This window comes from Streptomyces sp. NBC_00872, assembly GCF_045161915.1.
GTDB lineage: Bacteria > Actinomycetota > Actinomycetes > Streptomycetales > Streptomycetaceae > Streptomyces.
In genome coordinates this window covers 8064828-8084469 of sequence record NZ_CP108806.1, presented here as the reverse complement: position 1 = coordinate 8084469, position 19642 = coordinate 8064828, and the positions used below count along the sequence as shown (strand labels likewise).

Below are 19642 nucleotides of genomic sequence, written 5' to 3'. Positions count from 1 at the left end.
GGGAAAAGACCAGGGGCCCGACTCGGAAGAGCCAGCCCCCTTCCCACCTGCGCGTTTGCCAGATCAGCGACGTGGCACCCGATGGATCAGGCCGCCGAGGCCGTACCTTTCTGGCAGGCTGACCGTCATGGCAGAGCATGAGGCAGTGAGCTGACCTGAGTTCATACAGATCACTCGGCCCCACGAGCTGACACCCGACCTGAGGCGAGAGCTGGTCGACTGCTGGGTGACGGTGAGCAACGCCGGCGGCGCGGTCATCCCGCACGGTTTCCCACCGCCGCCGGTTGCTCCCCGGGAAGTCGGACCGGTACTGGATCAGATCGTCCACGCACTCGACCCGCAACGGAGCAGGCTGCTCATGGCTGCTATGGAGGGGTGTTGGCGGGATGGCCACTCCTTCGGCGTGATGCGCACCCGCTCGTCGCTCACTGCGGAGTGGTCAGCCATGTCCAGACACACCCCCGGTTCCGCGGGCGGGGGATCGGTGGCGCGTTGATGCGCCGCGTTCCTGACGTCGCCCGTGACGAGATGGGTCCGGAAAGGCTTGGCCTCGCCGCGAGGGCGGGTCTGGGACTGGGACTGGAGGAGTTCTACCTCAAGCTGGGCTGGGTCGAGGTCGGCCGATGGCCGGGGGCGCTGCGGGTGGTCCCCGGAGACGACCGCGACGAGATTCTGATGAGCCTCACCCTGTGACACGTTCTGGTAGGGGCTCTTCGTGGGGACGAGCTGGATCTTCGCGTTGCCCCCCACGGTGCGTGCGGTGACGGGTGAGAGGTGCTGACACCGGCCCCAAGTCCCGCGAACGACCCGCAGCACGCCCTGGAGGCCGCCAGTGACCTGCCGCGCGTCCTGGCCTCGCCCGTACGCCTCGGCATACTGCGCGAGCTGTCCAATGGCTCGAAGTACGTCCACGAGCTGGTGGCCGCCCTCGAAGTGAGTCAGCCGCTCGTCTCGCAGCACCGACGAGTACTGCGCACCTCCTGGATCGTCACAGCCAGGCGCCAGGCTCGCGAGATGCAGTACAGCCTGATCGACGACCATGCGGGCCACATCGCACTCGATGCCATCAAGCACGCCCAGGAGTAGCGCCGACCTTGGCGCCACGACCCCCGACGGCCGTCCGGCCTCCCGCCGGACGGCCGTCCCCGTTCCGTGACCCACCCATCCCGCATCCCCCGGGTCACAGACGACTCATTGCAATCCATTTTGAAAATGATTACCATGTTACTTGTCTGCGCACGTTCAAGTTCGTGCGCCTTCTGATCCTGGGGGGATCATTTTGCGTGCATTCACCCGCACACTCACCGTCACCGGTTCGCTCGCCGCAGCGCTCGCAGTGACCGGCCTCGCCGCCACTCCGGCGATAGCCCTGACGCCGCTCAGCAGCGGTCACGTGGACGTCCTGGACGCCGAATGGGACGGCACCGACCTGCATCTGCACGTCCACGACGAGGAGACCGACACCGAATACGAGCCGGCCGACGTGAACCTGGTGGTCCCGGCGGCGGCGAAGGTCACCAACCCCGGTTACGCGTTCCTGGGATCGGGCAGCCAGATCTGGCTGCTGCCGGACACCGAGATCGAGGCCGACGCGGCCGGGGTGCTGTTCCCGGGCATCTCCACCGAGAGCCTCACCACCGGCGTCTTCGCGAACAACTCCGTCACCTACACACTCGTGAGCGCCACCCGGAATGGAGCCGCCACCGAGGACTTCAGCATCTACGCGGGCAGCGGCAGCCGCTGGTTCGACAGCAACCCCGCCATCACCACCTTCAAGTCCCGCTCCTTCGGCGTGGCCACGCACAACCACGCCAACTGGGCCTTCGAGGAGGCCGGCACCTACCAGCTGACGTTCCGCGTCCAGGGCACGGTCGGCGGAGTCTCAGAGTCCGTCACCGAGACGTACACCGCCGTCGTCAGCTCGTGATGAGAGCCCTGACGCGCGGCCGACGCTCCTTGACAGCCGCGGCGCTGACGGCGGCGACCGCGGTACTCGTGGGCGCGGCAGGGCTGGTCGTCGGCGGCAGCGGGTCTTCCCGCGCCGCCGGCGGCGCCGTCGTTCTCGACGGGGGCGAACTGGACTTCGCCCCCCGGCTGGTCGACGGAGAGCTTCAGCTGCAGATCGACGACCGCTCGGAAAGCACGGCGGTGACGTACGAGCCCTCCGGTGTCGTGCTGCACGCTCCGCAGTCCACGCTCCAGTACACACCGAACCCGGTCGCCCTCGCCCTTGGCACCACCGACCAGGACACCTGGCAGCTCAACGGCTGGGAGGCGGAGAGCCTCTTCGCGCCCGAGCCCGGCTGGAAGGGCACCGAAGCAGGAGGCGCCACCGAGGTGACGCTGTCCGGCTACGAGGGGCCCGGTGACTTCGGCATGACCACCTACACACAGGAGACGGACTGGTCCGACGGATCGCCGGAGATCCACCTCGGCAGCACGGAAACGTCTCCGCACGCCTTCACCCTCGCTGGTGACCAGCAACGGCTGCTGCCGATCTGGATGTTCACCGCGGAGGGCGTCTACAGACTCACCTTCACCGTGACCTCCGGGGGCGCCTCCGACACCGAGACGCTCGCCGTGGTCGTGGGGGACGACGTAGACCCGGCCGAGGTGGTGCCGGGCGACGGCACGACCCCCACTCCGAGCGACTCGCCCACGCCCACGGGCGGTACGACGCCGCCCGCCACGCCGCCCACCGTGCATGTCATCGCCGACGGTCACCTCGACCTGGCCGCCCGGCCGGTGGACGGCGCCCTCCAGTTCCAGATCAAGGAGGGCAGCTCGCAGTCGTACGAGTGGTACGAGCCCGACGAGGTCGTCCTGCATGTGAGGCCCGCCGCCAAGCGCAGGGTCACGGAGGGGTACGAGTTCCTGGGCACTGTCGGAGCCCCGGTGTGGTGGCTGCCGTTGCAGCAGATCAACGGTCTCCTGTGGCCCGGCTGGAGCACCGAGGAGTACGCCAAGGCGGAGGTCGACGGGGACATCACCTACCGGCTCGACACAGTCCAGGGACCAGGTGCGGTCGCCGTGTTCAACTCGGGCTCGTTCGGATCCGTGGACGTCCGGCTCAACAGCGGGGACGGGCTGCCGGACGCCCTGGCACACACCACGCACGCGCACAGTCACTGGAACTGGACCTTCGCCGCGGAAGGTGTCTACCGCACCACCTTCACTGTCAGCGCCACGCTCGCCGACGGCAGGAGGGTCAGCGATACGGAGACGCTCGCATGGGCCGTCGGGGATGTGGACCCGTCAACCGTCACACCGGGCACGGGCGATGAACCGACGGCGACACCAACAGCCACAGCCACAGCATCGGCATCGGCATCGGCATCGCCGTCTTCGTCACCCGCCCCGTCCGCTCCGGACGGGTCTACCACGCCGTCGGCCACGGGTCCCGCCGGCTCAGGCGGAGCATCGGCGGACGGCGGCTCCAACGGCACCGGCACAAGCGGGAGTTCAGCATCCGGCAGCACACCGGCCGGCGGACTCGCTTCCACCGGCACCGGCACCGCCGTGATCGCCGGCGCCGCGGTGGCCGCGCTGCTCGCGGGCGGCGGGGCGATGTTCGCCGTACGCCGTCGGCATACCGCCCGATGACAGCTCCGCGTGCGGCGGATCCGGGCCGGGCCAACCGCCTGGACCGCCGTACGCGGCTATGCGTCGTGCCCTCTGTGACCAGGGGGCATCAGAGAAGGAAGGAATCCCCATGCGGGGCCACGCCCGACGCACCACCACGGTGCTCACCGCCGCCTGCGCGCTGCTCGCCACGGCGGCGGCCGGATGCAGCGGCCCTCGGGCCGGGTCGTCCGACGCCACGCTGACGGTGTCCACGACCACCGCGATCGTCGCGGACCTTGTCGAGCAGGTGGGCGGCGACCGCGTCGACGTCACCTCGGTCGTACCGCGCAACGGCGACCCGCACTCATACGAGCCCAGCCCCGGCGACGCGGCCAAGGTCGTGAAGGCGGACGTCGTGTTCGGCAACGGACTGCTGCTCGAAGAACCCGGGATCATGAAGATGGTCCACAACAACGCGCCCAAGTCGGCGCCGAAGATCGAGATCGCCGAGAAGCTGGAGCAGTACGGCGGAACGGTCATGAAGCTGGAGGAGGACCTCGGGCTCGACGTCCTCTGGCTCGGCTGGGCCGTGGAGGGCGAGGTTGCCGGCGACGGCTCCCAGGTCCGTACGACCGCGACGAAGGTGGAGGGTCCGGGCGATCTGCGCGTCTACCTCACCGACACGCTCGGAAGGCCGCAGGTGTACGTCGACTCCGCCGACGGCCTCGACGCCAAGGACTCCTTCGCCCTGCCGCCCGAGGCGCATACCCATGTCAACTGGGCGTTCAGCGAGTCCGGTACGTACCGGCTGACCGTCCAGGGGCGGACCGAGACTCTCGACGGGAAGACCGAGGACATCGGCAGCGGAACCTTCACCTTCCGCGTCGGCGACGCTACCGCCAGACCGACGGGCGCCTCCCTGCTGGACGCCGGCCACGCCGACCTCACGCTGAACGCGGAGACCGGGAAGGTCTACGTACGCGCCGACGACGAGAAGAGCGGGGCGCGCACGCGTCTCGCTGCCGACGGCGTCGTCCTCAATGTGCCCGACCGGGCCAAGGAGTCGGTGCCGAAGGAGGAGGCGTACGGCTTCCTCGGCGAGCCGGGCGCGGACCTGTGGGTGCTGCCGCAGGCCGTCGTCGGCAAGCACGTGCACGGTGATCTGGACCCGCACGCCTGGGAGGACGTCGCCAACACCCAGGCGTACGTCCGGCGGATCGAGGCCGAGCTGATCAAGGCCGATCCGGCAGGGAAGGCCACGTACGAGAAGAACGCCGAGTCGTATCTGAAGACGCTCGGGGAACTGGACGCGGAAGTCGCGAAGAAGCTCGCGACCATTCCCGAGCGGAACCGGAAGCTCATCACCACGCACGACGCCTTCGGCTACCTCGCCAAGGCATACGGCATGGAGGTCGCGGGCTTCGTCGTGCCCGTGCCCAACCGGGAGCCGAGCGCCGCCCAGATCGAGGAACTCGGCACCACCATCCGTGAGAAGCGGGTGCCGTCGGTGTTCCTGGAACCGAACCTCGCGGCCCGCTCGGACGTGCTGCGCCGGGTCGCCCAGGACCAAGGAGTCGGTGTCTGCACGATCTACGGCGACTCGTTCGACGAAAACGCCGACGGCTATGTATCGATGATGCGGCACAACGCGAACGAACTCGCGAAGTGCCTTGGGGAGGAAGCCCGATGAGGGCCACACAGAAGTCACACAGGGAACGGATCGCCGTCGCGGTGGCGCTTGCGGCCACCCTCGCGGGCAGTGGAGCCGCCGCTGCCGCCGCCGACGGCGGCAGCCGGCCGGGATGGGGCCGGATCGCCTACACGGACGAGGTGCTGAGCCTCGACGCCGTCGAGGGCGCGGACGGTACGGCCGCGCACGTCATCGCGATCGACGACACGAAACCGGGGGACGCTCCGGCGCCGGGCTGGGACACCACCGGCATAGACGCCGACACGGTGGACCAGGACACCGTGCGATGGTCGCTGACCGGTCTCGAAGGGCCAGGCGAGCTGCGGGTGCACGGGGACGGCGAGCAGGAAGCGCCGCTGTTCGACAGCGCGGACGGGCTGCCCGACGGCTACGAACTGCCCGTGGGCCAGCGGGGATTCACCCGGTGGGAGTTCACCGCGGAGGGCACGTACCAGGCCGTCTTCACGGCCGAGGCCACGGCGCTCGACGGGCGGCACCTGTCCGTCGGGACTGTGTACACGATCCTGGTCGGGGACGAGGCGATCGCGGGGGCGAGCGAAACGACTCGGCCGCCGCAGGCCGCCCCTGTGGAGGTTCCGGCTGACGACGAGCTGACCCCGGCCGACGACTCGGCCCCGGACGCACCCCAGGCGCGGACCCTGATCGCCCCGGCGGCAGGGAGACCCGCGTCCGTCGCGGTCTCCTCGCGGGCCGCCGCCGTATCCACTCCGAAAGTCCTCGACGAAGGCCACATCGACTTCGCCGCCCGCGTCGTCGACGGCACGATGCAGATCCACATCAAGGACGGAACCGTCTCCGGGAAGACCACCTGGCGTGAGCCCTCCTCCGTGGTCCTGCACGTGAAACCCTCGGCGAAGAACACACTTCCGGACAGCGACGCCTTCGCCTTCCTCGGCAAGGCGGGCGACCCCGTCTGGCTGCTCGACCAGGTGCAGCAGGAGGGCCTGCTGTGGCCCGGCTGGTCCACCGACAACATCGACGCGGGAGCCACCAAGGGCGGCGTGACGTTCTCGTTGACGAAAGTGACGGGCCCGGGGGCGTACGCGCTCTACACGTACGACGCGATGTCGGGTGCGAACGTGCTGTTCAACAGCAAGGACGGGGTCCCCGACTCCACCGACGTGCCCGCCAGCACACACGCCCACGGCGGCTGGGCCTTCACCAAGGAAGGCACCTACAAGCTGACGTTCACGATGAGCGGCACGCTCGCCGACGGCCGGGCTGTGAGCGACACCGAGACCGTGACCTTCGTCGTGGGCGACCAGGACCCGTCCACCGTCAAGCCCGACGGCGAATCGGGCAGCGAGCCAGGATCCGGCGCGGACGGAGGCGACGGCAGCACCCCGGGCAGCGGCTCGGCCTCCGATGGCGGCGTGCCGTCCGACGGCTCGGCGAAGAGTGACGGCTCCATGGCCTCCACCGGCGCGGGGAACACCGCGCTGATGGGCGGGGCCGCCGCCGCGCTCGCCGCGCTCGGGGCCACCTTCGTCGTCGCCACGCGCCGGCGCGCGGCTGGTACGGCTCGTACGGCCGGGAGGAAGCCCGCGTGAACGAGGCCACTGCGGAACAGCCGCCGCCGCTGCTCCGGATCCGTGACGTGGGCGTCTCGCTCGGCGGTCGGCCCGCCGTCCAGGACGCCCGGCTGACGCTGCACCGAGGCGACCTGCTGGGCCTGCTCGGCCCGAACGGCGCGGGCAAGACCACCCTGCTGCGTGCCGTCCTCGGCCTGGTCCCGCTCTCCGGCGGAGATGTCCTGATCGACGGCCTGCCCCCGGCACGTGCCCGGCACCTCGTCGGATACGTGCCCCAGCGCCACGAATTCGCCTGGGACTTCCCCGTCGACATCGCGGGAGCGGTGCTGTCCGGCCGTACCCGCTCCATCGGCTGGCTGCGCCGGCCGGGGCCCGCCGACCGGACGGCCGTCGACGCGGCGCTGGAGCTCGTCGGCCTCGCCGATATGCGCCGACGCCCCGTCGGAGAACTGTCCGGCGGACAGCGGCAGCGGGTGCTGGTCGCCCGCGCGCTGGCGGTCGATCCTCAACTGCTGCTCCTCGACGAGCCGTTCACCGGTCTGGACGCGCCTACACAGGAGCTGCTGAACGACCTCTTCGGCCGTCTGGCCGCCGGCGGCAAGGGCCTGCTGATGACCACCCACGATCTGGCGGCCGCCGCCCGCACTTGTACACGGGTCGCGCTGCTCAACCGTACGATCGTCGCCGAGGGCGGCCCCGAACTGCTCGCCGATCCTGCACAGATGCTGCGGGCGTTCGGTCTGGACAGCGCGATCGGAGCCGCCGCGTGACCTCCCCGGACCTCGTGGGCTTCCTGACCGACCCCTGGCACCTCCCCTTCATGCAAAGGGCGTTCGCGGTCGCCATGATCACCGGACTGGTGTGCGGCGTCGTGGGTGTCTACGTAGTACTGCGCGGCATGGCCTTCATCGGCGAGGCCGTGTCCCACTCGGCGTTCCCCGGGGTCGCCCTCGCCTACGCCTTCCACGGCAACCTGCTCCTCGGCGGAGCACTCGCCGGCCTCACCACCTCACTCCTCATCGCGCTCGTCTCACAGAACCGCCGGCTGAAAGAGGACACCGTCATCGGGGTTTTCTTCTCCTGCGCTTTCGGACTGGGCATCGTGCTGGTGTCCACACAGGACAGCTGGTCCACCGACCTGTCGTCCTTCCTGTTCGGGCAGGTGCTCGCGGTCGGTCCGGAGGACGTGTGGACAGCGGCGGGCGCCGGCACGGTCCTGGTGACGCTCGTGCTGCTGCTGAGCAAGGAACTCGTCGCGGTCAGCCTGGACCGCGAAACGGCGCGGGCGGCCGGGCTCCCCGTCCTGCGCCTCGACCTGATCCTGTACACGGTCGTGACCGCCACGATCGTGCTGTCCCTGGAGGCGGTCGGTAACGTCCTTGTCCTCTCCCTGCTCATCACGCCGGCCGCCGCCGCCCGCATGCTCACCGACCGACTGTGGGCCATGACGCTGCTGGCCTCGCTCTTCGGCGGCCTCGGGGCGCTGGCCGGCCTGTACGTCTCATACACGTACGACCTGGCGGCCGGCGGCTCCATCGTGTGCGTCCTGACCGTCCTGTTCGCCCTCACCTGGTGCCTGGCACCCCGGCACGGCCTGCTGGCGCGAGCTCGGCGACGGCGCACCGAGACCCCCCGGACGTCCGCGGACCGGGCGGTCTCCGCATGAGAGCGGCCCGCCCACGCCGTGGACACCGGAACCGTACGACTTTTCGCGCGTGAGGCGAACGGCGATCGACGGACTGGGCTCCCGCTCCCCACGGGCGGGGGCTTCCCGGCCCATGCGCACCACGTGGTCCGGAACATCACGTTCAGTCCACTCGACGCGGCCGACCGGCCCCCGTGCCACGGGAGGTGGGTGTTGCACAACTCGTCGCCCGCACAGCCACTACCGCCCTGGCGTTCGACCTGGCAGCGGGTCACCGAGACCGGCCTGGATATGAGCGTCTTCCCCACCGCCGGGCACCTGGTCTCCTGGGCGAAACTCTCCCCACGCACCATCCAGTCCGGCGGCAAGAACACCGACGGGCCCACCGGCAAGGGCAATTCCTGGCTCCGCGGGGCCCTCGGCGAGGCCGCGATCTCCGCCGCCCGCACCGACACCTTCCTCGGCGCCCGCTACCGCCGCATCGTCAAACGCCGCGGCCACATGAAAGCCCTGGTCGCCGTCGCCCGCTCCATCCTGGTCTCCGTCTGGCACCTCATGAGCGACCCCACCGCCCGCTACCGCGACCTCGGAGCCGACTTCCACACCCGCAACCTCGACCCCACCCGCAAGACCCGCGACCTCGTCCGCCAACTCACCGCCCTCGGCCACGACGTCACCCTCACCCCGGCCACCGCCTGATCCAACCCGACAAAGCCCCCGCAAGCAGCCCCTCGACGCCACCGACCAGGGGCTACCTCGCCGTACCCGTCTCACCGTGGAGTTTTCCGGTCAGTGACCTTGTGCCGAGGCGTCGTTGAGTCAGCCATGGAGGTATCACGAGACCTGGCGGCCCTTTCCGTCCCGCTGGTCGGCGAACTGCTGGCCATGGATGATCCGTGGGAGCCGTACCAGCTCATCGACCCGACCGGGGAGCCGGTCGAGGGAGCTGGTGCCTTCCTACGTGATCTGCAGGGTGCCGGCATTTAACGAGTTGGTGCGTGATAGCGGGTGGGCCGTGTTTCGCCTGGTCGTGACCTGTTTTCAGGCGTTGAAGGTACGGTCGGAGACGAGGCTGGCGATGGCGCGGTAGGTGTCGGGCAGGCGGTCGCGGCGGTGGGTCCAGCGCATCAGTTGCTTCCAGCGTTTGTGATCAGCGAGGGCATGCTCGACGGTGATGCGGTCGGAGGAGTGCCGGTGGCGGTCACGCTCCCACTGTTCGACTCTGCCGGGCAGTGCTCCCGGACGCGGTTTTCTGGGCGGTGTGATCGCTTGCCCGCGGTGGTCGCGGCTCAGACCCGGGTAGCCGTCGTCCAGGAGTACCTCGACGTCGGGGAAGTGCTGGAAGCACACGGCGATGCCCTCGTTGCGGGCGGCCGTGGCATCGTGCATACGTCCAGGCCGCAGGGCATCGGTCCATAACGTGCGGCCACGCCGGTCGGCGACGACCGTGGCCTTCATCGTGTTCTGCTTCTTCTTCCCCGAGACGAACGCGCGCCGGCCACCACGTCCGGCCGGTGGCCTGCGGACCTGGATCTCGGTGGCGTCCAGGCGCAGCTCGATACCCTCGGCCTGGGCGTAGGCGAACACGTCCGCCAGCGTCCGTAATCGCAGACCGGGGCGGTCGGGGACCGCGCATCCCCGCTCGGCCAGGAGCGCACGTATCTCCGCGACCGCGCGGGTGACGGTGGAGCGGTCGACGCCGAACAGCAGGCCCAGCACCGAATGCGGCAGGTCGTGCCGCAGATGGATCAGCGTGGCCACCAGCCGGTCGACGAACACCAGCTGGTGACGGGCGCCGGCTCCTGCGGCCCGCTTCCTGGCCCCACCTCGTGCCGCATGGCGGCGGCCCTCGACGCCGACCTGCCACGGCACTGCCAATTCCTCGGCCAGGCGGGCGAGATGACGCCGAGAGACTCCCGTGAACAGCCGATGTGCCAGCACCGCTCGATTGACCATGATCGCCACACATGGATCATGCCACCCACCTGCAACGACACCCCACCCGCTATCACGCACCAACTCGTTAAGACCGTGTCCTATGTGGGGATGGCTCGTTGGGCTTGGCATGGGGCGGGGTACGTGGAGTTGGATTGTTCCGGATGGGCTGTGGGAGATCGCGGAGCCGCTGATCCCGCCGCCGAAGGTGCGGCCGCAGGGAGGCGGGACACAGGACACGCCTGATGAGACGCTGTTCGCAGCGATCATCTATGTGCTGGTGAGCGGGTGTGCCTGGCGGGCGCTGCCGCCGTGCTTCGGGATCTCGAAGTCGACCGCTCACCGGCGGTTCACGATCTGGTCCAGGGCCGGCGTCTGGGGGCGGCTGCACGAGGCCGTCATCGACCGCATCGACGAGTGCGGCCTGCTCGACCTCTCCCGCGTGGTCCTCGACTCCGCGCACGTGCGGGCCAAAAAAAGGGGGGCGAACTCACAGGCCCGTCGCCCGTGGACCGGGGCAAACCGGGTTCCAAGATGCACGTCCTGTCAGACGCGGCCGGACTGCCCCTGGTCGTCGGCGTCTCCGCGGCCAGCACCCACGACAGCCACGGACTGAAACCCATGGTGGCCGGTCTCCAAACGAGACACGACCCCGAGAACGGCTGGCACTACAAGCCCGGCAAACTCCACGCCGACAAAGCATACGATGTCCCTGACCTGCGGAAATGGCTTAGCGGTAAACGCATCGGCGTCCGCATCGCCCGCAAAGGCATCGAATCCCGCGAACGATGAGGACGCCGAAGATGGGTCATCGAGCGGACCATGTCCTGGCTGACCGGCTACCGCAGACTCAACCACCGCTACGAACGCCACCCCCGCAACTACCTGGCCTTCCTCGGCCTCGCCGCAGCACTCTGTTGCTACAAACGACTCATCAAACTCACCACATAGGACACGGTCTAATACTGCAACGACACTCCGTGATGGCCTCTGCGTTTGTAGTGGCTGATGCGGGCTCGTGCCTGGCTTCTTCTTCGCCACCGTGACCAGGCGAGTGCGTGCTGGAAGCTTTGGCGGATGGGAGAGGAGGCGCGGTTGAAGAGCCGCCGGGCCTCGTTCATGGTCACGGGTATGAAATATCGACCGCTGCCGGTATCCGGATCCCCTTTTTTGCCTCTGCTCGCAGAATAGCGAGGAAGGCGAGGGCGGCCATGGACAGTGTTATGTGCCGGTACCACGCGGGGTAGCCGCGGACCTGGTAATGATCAATCCCGGTTTCGTTTTTCGCGGTCTGGAAACATTCCTCGACCATCCACCGGGACCCTGCGATCCGCGCGAGTTCCTCCAAGGAGGTCCCGGCCGGACAGAAACAGATGTAGTAGGCGATGTCCGCGGGATCCATGAGGCTTCGCCGTGCCAGCAACCAATGGTCCCGGCCTTCTCGCCGCCAGGGCCGGATCGGGGCCGCCACCCAGTCGTACTCGCGCGGGCCATGGGCACCGTCACCGCAGCTCATACGCGTCCATGCGTCGTCGGGGAGCTCACCGACCAGCTTGTGCGCGCGGGCCTGGCCGAAGAATTCCATGGTCATGACCATCTGCGATTTCGGGACGGCGAGGACATGAGCGATGTCGTGTTCTTCCAGCCACAGCCGGATCCGGCTGGTCTGGCCGTAGAGTTCATCAGCGGTTACCCACCCGAACGGGATCCCCGATTCGACGGCACGCTTCAGTATGCGCAGGCCCATGTCTGGCTTGGTGGCGAACTCGACATCGTCACCGATACCGGCAGCTCGGCAGCGCTCGCGGTCCGATGTCCAGTCCTTTGGGAGATACAGCTCACGGTCGATCAGCGCCCGCCCCCGGTCGGAACCGTAGGCCAGGAACACCCCGATCTGGGAATTCTCGATCCGGCCGGCCGTTCCCGAGTACTGCCGGGCCACACCCGCCGACCGCACCCCTTTCTTCAGAAAACCCGTCTCGTCGAGGATCAGAATCCCCCGCTCCGGATCTCCGATATGCTCCACGACCGCTTCACGAACGTCGTCACGCAGGGCATCAGCGTCCCACAGGTAGTGGTTCAGCAGCCGCTGCATGCCCTGAGGGCCGGTGTCACCGGCGGCCTCAGCCAGGGTCCAGCCGTTCTTGCGTTTCGCCTCGCTGAGCAGTCCCCGCAGGTAGGACACCATCCGCCGCCTCGGCTCCACCCGCCCGAACCGGCCCGCAAACCGCGCCACGAAACCACCGAAGCTATCTGACCACCCGTCAGCTATCTCTTCCGCCACGAAGTAATCAACGACGCCGCACACACCACGTCACGGAGTGTCGTTGCAGTACTAAAGCGTCGCTCGTACTCGACCTCCTGCAGATCCTCCAGGGCCTGCCGGGTCGGCCCCAGCAGCCCTTCGATGCACTCGCGCCGCGCCTGCCAGCCGCCGCCTCCAGACATGTCATTCTTGCGCCAGTAGTCGTAGAAGCCGCTGTGGTGGCGGAACGGCAGCTGCGGCGGCTCCAGACCCAAGCGCTCGAGAACCGCCCGGTGCGCTTTCACGGCGAGGACGACTTCCTCGTCATTCATGCGTTCGTCGTGGCGTGTGCCCCTGGCGACGAAGTCCTCGTGCAGCAACCGGGTCAGCGCGACGGCTACGCCCAGGTCCGGGTGGGCAGGCAGGGGACCAAACCGCAAAGACTCCATCAGCTCGACATCCAGCTCCCACAGGTGGCACACCCATTCACCCGGCCTGCAGTCAGGCCAGTACACGTGCTCATCGGGTCTGCCAAGGAAAAAGTCATCTGTCTGCATGCTCGCGCATCCCCCTGCCCCACAGCGCTGTCGGAAGGAATTGTCGCTGGTGCCACTGACAAAGGGGAGCTGTGTGCAACCTGTGAACAGGGCGGTCACAGCGAGGCGGCCGCTCCGGCACCTATGAGCAGGCTGGTGACTTCGCGGACGGCTTCACGGGCCGTGCGGCCGACGCGAATGAGGGTGACCGAGGCGGGGCCAGTGGCCGCGCTGAAGTCTTTCGTGCGCTACTGAAATCTTCACTGAAATGAATCTTGCGGTACTGAAATCTTCAGTGCCGTCCGCCATCCACCACTGCCGAAAATGGGTAAGTCATCATAGATCAACCGTGATTATCCTGTGGGTTCCGAACCGTCCGGGGCCCAGTCGTCTGCCGTGCCCTCGGCAACGACGGCGCCGCGCTCGCGATCGACGAGAACCCGCGTCACGTCCTTCTTGACGATCCGCTCATCGTTGATCCGAGCGTTGGCGAACCTGTCCGCCACGAAGTCGGCGGCGACCGGCCTGTGGGCGTCCACATGGGCCGACTGGTCGCCGACAGCGGGAGCCCCCTGCGACCCCACTGCCCCCTCGTGCGGCCTTCCAGGGTCTGATGATCAAGCCCGACGATCACTTTGCGTCAACAATCAGTAACTGAGGCGCGCGGCTGGGCCGTTCGGGCTACACGGGGGTGCGGGATATCCGTCTCCGCGGTCGGGCGGGGACGGCTGGTGCTGACTGGGGGGCAGGGCAAGTGTTGACGATCAACGTGGCCGTACTGCTCGCCGTCATCGTCGTCCTGCCAGTCCCCGCAGAGCGTAGGCGTCTGCGTGAGGCGTCGGGCCTGAGTCAGGCGCAGATCGCCGCGGCGCTGGACGCCCGTCGGGAGGCTGTTGTTGAGCAAGGTCACCGGCACGGTTCGTGTCGGCGCCCTGGAACGTCACGATCCCCGGCAGGGCAGGGCAGGGCAGGGCAGGCAGAGGCTGGTTGCGGGTCAGGTTCAGGAGCAGAGGGGCTCCTTGGGCAGTCCGGGGGCGTACCGGTCGCGTTCTTCGTCGCTCAGCTCGCCTCCCGCCAGGTCGCAGGCCAGCCCGATCGGGTCATGGCTGATCGCGGCCAGATGGCCGATGCCGAGGATGTCCACGCCGCCGCCCTTGTTGGTGACGGCGACCCGGTGTCCATCGGCGCTGAAGGCGATGTCCGCGAGGAGGTAGGAGAGGATGGCGAGGGGACGGGGCCAGCGGGGATCGCCCACGTCGTAGAGCGTGGCGAGGCCCTCGGCCCGCTGTACGGTCAGCAGGTCTCCGCTCGGGTGGAATACGTGGCGTACCGCCACGGTCGTGGGGGGCTGTAGCGGTTGATCACTGATTTGCCGGGGCGCGCCGGGACGGCTGATGTCCCACATCCGCAGGGCGCTGCGGGTGAAATCGCTAGAGGCGAGTGTGGTGCCGGCGGGGCTGACCGTCTTGGGGCCCAGGCCCATGAGGCTGCCCAGGTCGTCGGACTCGCTTCCCGGGCCGCGCAACGATGTGCCGGCCACGACGACGCCGCCGTCCCGGCTGACGGAAGTGGTGTCGCGGAGCAGGTCGGCGGACTGTTCCCGTGGATGGTCCGGGTCCTGTGTGTTCCATGCCTTGCTCCACCGCGAATCCGGCTCGATTCCCATCGCGGACTTCGCGGCGCCTGCCGCCACCAGTGTGTGGGAGTTCGGGATGAACAGCAGGTGCGACGCCTCTGCCTGTTCGCCCGTAGGTAGGGTGGCCGCCTTCGTCAGCCGCCCTTTCGCCAGGCGCCACAGTACGCAGTCCATGTTGCCGCAGGTCGCCGCAGTCTTACCGTCCGGGCTTACCGCGATGCGCGTCGCGTGGGCCTTCGGCAGCGTCTGGCGGATGTCGCCGTCGCGGTCGCGCACCATCAGGGTGCCGTCCGCGCCGCCGGTGAGCAGAGTGTCACCGTCGGGGGCGTAGGCCACCGCTCTGATCTCCGGCTGGTCGTCCAGGCTTCGTAGTGCAGTGGGTTCCGCGCTCTCCTTGGTGGCCCAGCGGGCGATGGAGGTCGCGTCGGCGGAGACGAGTGTGGCGTCGTCAGCGGAGAAGGCGAGCGCGGTGACGGCGTTCTCGTGCAGGCTCAGTGACGCCAGCCGCGCCGGGGTGCCAGGCGATATGTTCCACAGCGCGAGCGTGCCGTCCGCGCCTCCGGTGGCCGCGGCCTTGCCGTCGTGGCTGACAGCCATCGCGGTGATCGGCCGGGAGTGGGCCGCAGTTTCGAAGACGCCCGTGCTCGCGTCCGGGTGGGGCATGGCTCCCACGCTCAGTATTCCTTCGAACGCCTTGAGCAGCGTCCGGCCGTCCGGGGTGACTGCCGCAGGTCCGCTGGTGGGTCCGAGTCGGAACGACGTCGAGTGGCTCAGGTCCGCCACCTTGACCTTCCAGCCGTAACCCGGCCGTGTCAGCGACTGATTGTCCAGCCTATTCGGTTGTACGCCCGCCACAAGCACCTCGCCGTCCGGGCTGAAGGCCAGCGAGGTGATGGGTTCCGTGTCCGTCTGGTGCACGCTGCCCGCCTCCGTGTCCGTCAGGCGCCACAGGGTGACCCCCTTGCCGCCCCCTGCGGCAAGCAGTGTCGCCTCGGGGTCGAGCGCCAGCGACACACTCTGCGAGTCGGCGTCGTAGGGCACCTCGCCCTTCGGGCGCAGTCGCGAACGGTCCACCCGCCACAGCTGTATCGCGCGGGTGCCGCACTGGGCGGCCAGGACCGTGCCGTCACCGCTGAACGCGACGCTCCCCAAAGCGGCGGCGCAGCCTCCGTCGGGGCCGGTGAGCCGGGTGAGGGTGGCGTCCTGCCCGATCCTCCACACGGCGAGTCGTCCTCGGTCGGCTCCGGCCAGCATGGTGCCGTCGGAGCTGATGGCCCAGCGCGCGTCCTCCGCCTTGGCGTGGGAGGACTGCTCCGGCCGTGGCAGACGCGCCGTCGCCCGGAGCCTGGTGTGGCGCAGCGTGTCGAACAGCGCAGCACGGGTGTCGGACGAGGGCTGTGCGCGATGGGCGGCGAGTGCCAGTCGCAGCGCCGTGGCCGGTTGCGTCTCCCGCAGGTTCTGGGCGGCAGCGGTCAGCGACCGGATGTTCGCAAGCGTCCGCTGGTGCGTGGCGGTGGTGCGCTGCTGGAACGCCAGGCCGCCGGCCGCGAGAGCGAGGCAAAGGCCCCCGGCCACCCCGGTCAGGGCCAGCTTGAGGCGGCAAGTGCGCCGCAGCTCCCGGTCGCGCTCGTCGCGCTCCGCCGACCTCGCGGCCTCCAGGAACTCCCGTTCGCGTTCGCGCAGCGGCGAACGGGGAGTCCCCTCCGTCAGGCCGGTGTCCATCCCCGCGAGCCGGGTGCCGCGGTAGAGGTACGCGGGGTCGCGCCCGGCTGCCTCCCAGGCTTCCGCGTCCTCTTGCAGCTGCTGCCGGAGCAGAAGCCGGGCGCGGTCCTCCTCGGTCCAGCGGCGCAACCTGGGCCAGGCCCGCAGCAGCGCCTCATGGCTGATCGACGTGTCCGCCTGGTCCACGGTCACCAGACGCGCCTCGGCAAGGCGCTCCAGGATGGCAGCGGCGCGGCGCCGCCGGGGGGCCGCGAACCCGTCGAGGAGTTCGTCATTGCCCGCCTCACGGCGCGTCACCGGCTCCGCGCCGTCCGGTGCGAGGTACACCAGACGCAGCAACAGCGCGCGGAGTATCCCGCGCTCCGCCGTGTCCAGCGACTGGTAGACGCGCTCGGCGGTCGTCGCGACCGAGTCCCAGATGCCCCCGGTGGCCTGGTAGCCGGCCAGGGTGAGGACGGTGCCGCTGCGCCGCAGCCAGGTCTCCCGTAGGGCGTGGGCGAGGAACGGCAGGGCGGCCACCGCTCCTTGGTGCCCGTCGCCGTGCCCCTGCTTGAGGTCGTGCAGGAGCCGGTCGGCGAGCCCGGCCTCCAGGCGAAGGCCCGTCCCCGCGGCCGGGGCCTCGATCGCGGACCGCAGAGCGTCGTCCCGCAGCGGAGGCACCGGCAGCTGGCCTCGGCCGAGCGCCGCCGCGAGCGGGGGGTGGGTGAGCGCGCTGCCGTAGTGGTCGGCTCGCAGCCCCAGGACGACGCGCGGGCCGGGGCCGGAACCGGTCACCAGGTCGAGGAACCGCACGCGTTCTGGGGCGTCCTGGCAGCGGGTGAAGACCTCCTCGAACTGGTCGACGACGAGGACACCGGGAGCACGCCGCCCCGGTAGCGGCTCGGGGAAGGAACCGCGTTCCAGCGTCCTGAGGGTGGCTTCGCCGTCTCCTCCTGTCGCCCGCGCCCACAGGTCCGCGAGCGCGCGCAGGGGGTGGGCGCCGGGGTTGGCCAGGAGCAGGGCGGGCCAGCGGCCCTTGTCACGCCCCTCGGCGCGGCGCTGTTCGAGACCGGCGATCAGACCGGCCCTGAGCAACGAGGACTTGCCCACGCCCGAGGCCCCGACGAGGACCACGGGGGTGTTCCGGTCCGTACGGCAGACGGCGTCGAGGAGATCGCGGGTCAGATCCTCGCGGCCGTGGAAGTCGTCGCTGTCCTGGGCGCGGAACGCCTCAAGGCCCGGGTAGGGGCAGGGCACGTCTGCGGGCGGAACAGCCTCGGGAGCCGTATTGCCGCGGTAGGCGCGGTTACGGGCGACGACCAGCGCGCCCAGGGAACCGTCGCTCTGCCGCCGTGGCCGCGTGCCCGGGTCTGCCTCGCGCGCCAGCGCCGCGTACAGGTGGTCCATCGTCAGCCACAGCGGGCCGTTGGGGTCGCCCTCCTCAAGCAGCTCCAAGAGCGCCCCGCTGAACCGGGTGTACGGCTTGCCGTCCGGGGCGAAGGAGAGCGCGTAATGGGAGGCCGAGCTGAGCAGGAAGCTCCCGTCCGGGCGGTACGGGGTGAACCCGCTGTCGGCACGGCCGCGGGGGGAGTCGGCGCGGCCCGAGAAGCAGCAGTCGAGTACGACGGCGGCGCCCGACCCGGACTCCCCCAACAGGTCCCTCAGCGTGCGGTACGGCACGGCCGCGGAGACCGAGTCGGCGGACATGCTCAGCCCCGTGGCGAGATACAACTCGTCCCGGGGCCCCAGCAGGCCGTGTCCTACGAAGTAAAGGAGCACCGTCCCCGGCACGTCCGCGCACGCCTGCTCCACGGCGGCGATGGCTTCCGCGGGGCCGGCGTCGGCCGGTATCCGGTGCACCCGCTCCGCCGCCATTCCGCAGACGTCCACCAGCGCCCGTTCCAGGGCGTCGAGGGTGGTGTCCACGGAAGGGAGGTCGGGCAAGGTCGAGCCGGGCGCGTAGCGGCCCGTTCCCATGAGTACCGCCCGGGTCCCCGCCGCCGACAGCGCCCCGACGGTCCTCACGAGACGTCTTGGGCCGACTCGTCCGAATCGACGCGGCGTTCGGGATCGGCCGCCGTCAGCTCCTGCGACAACCGCTCGGCCAGCGCCATCGCCTGCTCGCCGTTCAACCCCCTGACCTGGGTTGACTCGATGGTGATCCGGGTGCCGTCGGGGCGGGTGAGGGTCACGGTCTGATCCCCGCGGCGGGCCTGCAACCAGGCCACCACCCCTCCCGCGAACACCGCGGCCACACCACCGGGCTCCAGAACGGCGACGAGCACGTCGCTCACCGCACCCATGGCACCATTTGCAGGACGCGTGTCGGCCAGTCGGATTCTGCCTCGGAGGCTGTCCTCGGCCGCCAGCCAGCGGCGCAGATCATGGGCGGCACCGGAGACAACGGCCCGGACAGTGACGACAGTGCTCATGACACCGCAACCTACCCGCCGGAGAGCAACGGGCGGGAGAATTCCGCCGGTTCTCGCCATCGCCTGGCGCATTTCTTAGCCCCACCGGTGTGGCGCACCGGGGAAAGCACGGCGGAGCGCCCGGAGACCTGTACGTCACCGTGCATGTGACCGGCTGATCGGCACCCGCGCGGGGTCAGACGCTTGTCTCCGGCCGTACGGTGTCGTTGTCGACCTCGGGCACGGTGCCCCAGAGCGCGCGGGCGAGGAAGTACAGGCCGACCATACCGGCGTAGACGAACGCGCCCCAGCCGAAGAGCAGCAGGAAGACGTTCGCATCGCCGCGCGGAGCGCTGTAGGCGACGCCCTGCCCTGTGGTGAACAGCCACGGGAAGCAGGCGGAGCGGACGAAGCCCGGGTCGGCGTAACGGCCGCCGCCCCGGCGCCAGGACATCAGCGGGACCGACGCGAAGCCGACACTGGCCAGGCAGTACATGAAGGCGAAGAAGTCGATGGCGATGAACCGGTGGCCGTTGGTGATCCCGAGGTAGGCGGCCCCGGGCAGGAAGAGCGCGGCCGCCAGGCCGAAGCGCAGCACCTCGCCACGGTCTCGGATCTTCGCCACGCTCTCCCCCTGCTGTCGACGTCTCGCCCGGCACCGTACCGGCCGCGCCCAGCCGGATCCGCCGATCGTCGGGAACAGCCAGGAGGCGGGGCCGGCTGGGC

The 19642-nt window shown here is 69.5% G+C and carries 16 protein-coding genes and 2 pseudogenes; 11 read left to right on the top strand and 7 right to left on the bottom strand.

Annotated elements, in window-relative coordinates:
* Positions 1–199: 199 nt before the first annotated feature.
* The 10 genes and pseudogenes from OG214_RS34565 (at position 200) to OG214_RS34520 (ending at position 9439) form a co-directional block, all read left to right on the top strand.
* Positions 200–693 (top strand): annotated as a pseudogene (locus OG214_RS34565) (GNAT family N-acetyltransferase).
* 81 nt (positions 694–774) lie between these two features.
* Positions 775–1086: an ArsR/SmtB family transcription factor gene (locus OG214_RS34560; protein WP_405986956.1), complete on the top strand. Its 312-nt coding sequence runs from the start codon at positions 775–777 to the stop codon at positions 1084–1086.
* Positions 1087–1279: 193 nt separating this feature from the next.
* A complete protein-coding gene (locus OG214_RS34555; protein WP_405986955.1) occupies positions 1280–1927 on the top strand; it encodes a choice-of-anchor M domain-containing protein in 648 nt (215 codons plus the stop codon).
* Positions 1927–3603, top strand: a complete 1677-nt coding sequence (locus tag OG214_RS34550; RefSeq protein ID WP_405986954.1) for a choice-of-anchor M domain-containing protein — start codon at positions 1927–1929, stop codon at positions 3601–3603. Before OG214_RS34555 ends, OG214_RS34550 begins: the two co-directional genes overlap by 1 nt.
* A 109-nt stretch (positions 3604–3712) precedes the next feature.
* Positions 3713–5254, top strand: coding sequence for an anchored repeat ABC transporter, substrate-binding protein (locus OG214_RS34545; protein ID WP_405986953.1), 1542 nt, complete (start codon positions 3713–3715; stop codon positions 5252–5254).
* Complete coding sequence (locus tag OG214_RS34540; RefSeq protein ID WP_405986952.1) at positions 5251–6825, top strand: TIGR03773 family transporter-associated surface protein; 1575 nt, start codon at positions 5251–5253, stop codon at positions 6823–6825. Before OG214_RS34545 ends, OG214_RS34540 begins: the two co-directional genes overlap by 4 nt.
* The gene (locus tag OG214_RS34535; RefSeq protein WP_405986951.1) at positions 6822–7577 is read left to right on the top strand and encodes an anchored repeat-type ABC transporter ATP-binding subunit; all 756 of its coding nucleotides are present in this window, start codon (positions 6822–6824) and stop codon (positions 7575–7577) included. Before OG214_RS34540 ends, OG214_RS34535 begins: the two co-directional genes overlap by 4 nt.
* A complete protein-coding gene (locus OG214_RS34530; protein ID WP_405986950.1) occupies positions 7574–8473 on the top strand; it encodes an anchored repeat-type ABC transporter permease subunit in 900 nt (299 codons plus the stop codon). The genes OG214_RS34535 and OG214_RS34530 overlap by 4 nt, the downstream gene beginning before the upstream one ends.
* Positions 8474–8662: 189 nt before the next feature.
* Complete coding sequence (locus OG214_RS34525; protein WP_405986949.1) at positions 8663–9151, top strand: transposase; 489 nt, start codon at positions 8663–8665, stop codon at positions 9149–9151.
* A gap of 126 nt (positions 9152–9277) precedes the next feature.
* Positions 9278–9439, top strand: a complete 162-nt coding sequence (locus OG214_RS34520; protein WP_405986948.1) for a hypothetical protein — start codon at positions 9278–9280, stop codon at positions 9437–9439.
* Positions 9440–9493: 54 nt separating this feature from the next.
* Here OG214_RS34520 and OG214_RS34515 read toward each other — a convergent pair whose 3' ends face one another.
* Positions 9494–10408, bottom strand: coding sequence for a transposase family protein (locus tag OG214_RS34515; protein ID WP_405987693.1), 915 nt, complete (start codon positions 10406–10408; stop codon positions 9494–9496).
* Between the two features lie 109 nt (positions 10409–10517).
* Here OG214_RS34515 and OG214_RS34510 point away from each other — a divergent pair.
* Positions 10518–11338, top strand: a pseudogene (locus OG214_RS34510) (IS5 family transposase).
* Between the two features lie 172 nt (positions 11339–11510).
* Here OG214_RS34510 and OG214_RS34505 read toward each other — a convergent pair.
* The 6 genes from OG214_RS34505 to OG214_RS34480 form a co-directional block, all read right to left on the bottom strand.
* The gene (locus OG214_RS34505; protein WP_405986947.1) at positions 11511–12671 is read right to left on the bottom strand and encodes an IS701 family transposase; all 1161 of its coding nucleotides are present in this window, start codon (positions 12669–12671) and stop codon (positions 11511–11513) included.
* A complete protein-coding gene (locus OG214_RS34500; protein WP_405986946.1) occupies positions 12656–13189 on the bottom strand; it encodes a hypothetical protein in 534 nt (177 codons plus the stop codon). The genes OG214_RS34505 and OG214_RS34500 overlap by 16 nt, the downstream gene beginning before the upstream one ends.
* Before the next feature lie 332 nt (positions 13190–13521).
* On the bottom strand, positions 13522–13752 hold the full coding sequence (locus tag OG214_RS34495) for a hypothetical protein (RefSeq protein WP_405986945.1): 231 nt from the start codon (positions 13750–13752) through the stop codon (positions 13522–13524).
* 416 nt (positions 13753–14168) lie between these two features.
* Positions 14169–18530 carry a caspase, EACC1-associated type gene (locus OG214_RS34490; RefSeq protein WP_405986944.1) on the bottom strand — a complete coding sequence of 1454 codons (4362 nt, stop codon included), beginning with the start codon at positions 18528–18530 and terminating at the stop codon, positions 14169–14171.
* Positions 18527–18937 carry an effector-associated constant component EACC1 gene (locus OG214_RS34485; protein ID WP_405986943.1) on the bottom strand — a complete coding sequence of 137 codons (411 nt, stop codon included), beginning with the start codon at positions 18935–18937 and terminating at the stop codon, positions 18527–18529. The genes OG214_RS34490 and OG214_RS34485 overlap by 4 nt, the downstream gene beginning before the upstream one ends.
* A 175-nt stretch (positions 18938–19112) precedes the next feature.
* Complete coding sequence (locus tag OG214_RS34480) at positions 19113–19541, bottom strand: hypothetical protein (RefSeq protein ID WP_405986942.1); 429 nt, start codon at positions 19539–19541, stop codon at positions 19113–19115.
* Between the last annotated feature and the right edge of the window lie 101 nt (positions 19542–19642).

Excerpts from the sequence above, each read along its gene's own strand:
- OG214_RS34550 (WP_405986954.1), top strand. The coding sequence starts at position 1,927 with ATGAGAGCCCTGACGCGCGGCCGACGCTCCTTGACAGCCGCGGCGCTG.
- OG214_RS34545 (WP_405986953.1), top strand. The coding sequence starts at position 3,713 with ATGCGGGGCCACGCCCGACGCACCACCACGGTGCTCACCGCCGCCTGC.
- OG214_RS34540 (WP_405986952.1), top strand. The coding sequence starts at position 5,251 with ATGAGGGCCACACAGAAGTCACACAGGGAACGGATCGCCGTCGCGGTG.
- OG214_RS34520 (WP_405986948.1), top strand. The coding sequence starts at position 9,278 with ATGGAGGTATCACGAGACCTGGCGGCCCTTTCCGTCCCGCTGGTCGGC.
- OG214_RS34515 (WP_405987693.1), bottom strand. The coding sequence starts at position 10,408 with ATGGTCAATCGAGCGGTGCTGGCACATCGGCTGTTCACGGGAGTCTCT.
- OG214_RS34500 (WP_405986946.1), bottom strand. The coding sequence starts at position 13,189 with ATGCAGACAGATGACTTTTTCCTTGGCAGACCCGATGAGCACGTGTAC.
- OG214_RS34485 (WP_405986943.1), bottom strand. The coding sequence starts at position 18,937 with ATGAGCACTGTCGTCACTGTCCGGGCCGTTGTCTCCGGTGCCGCCCAT.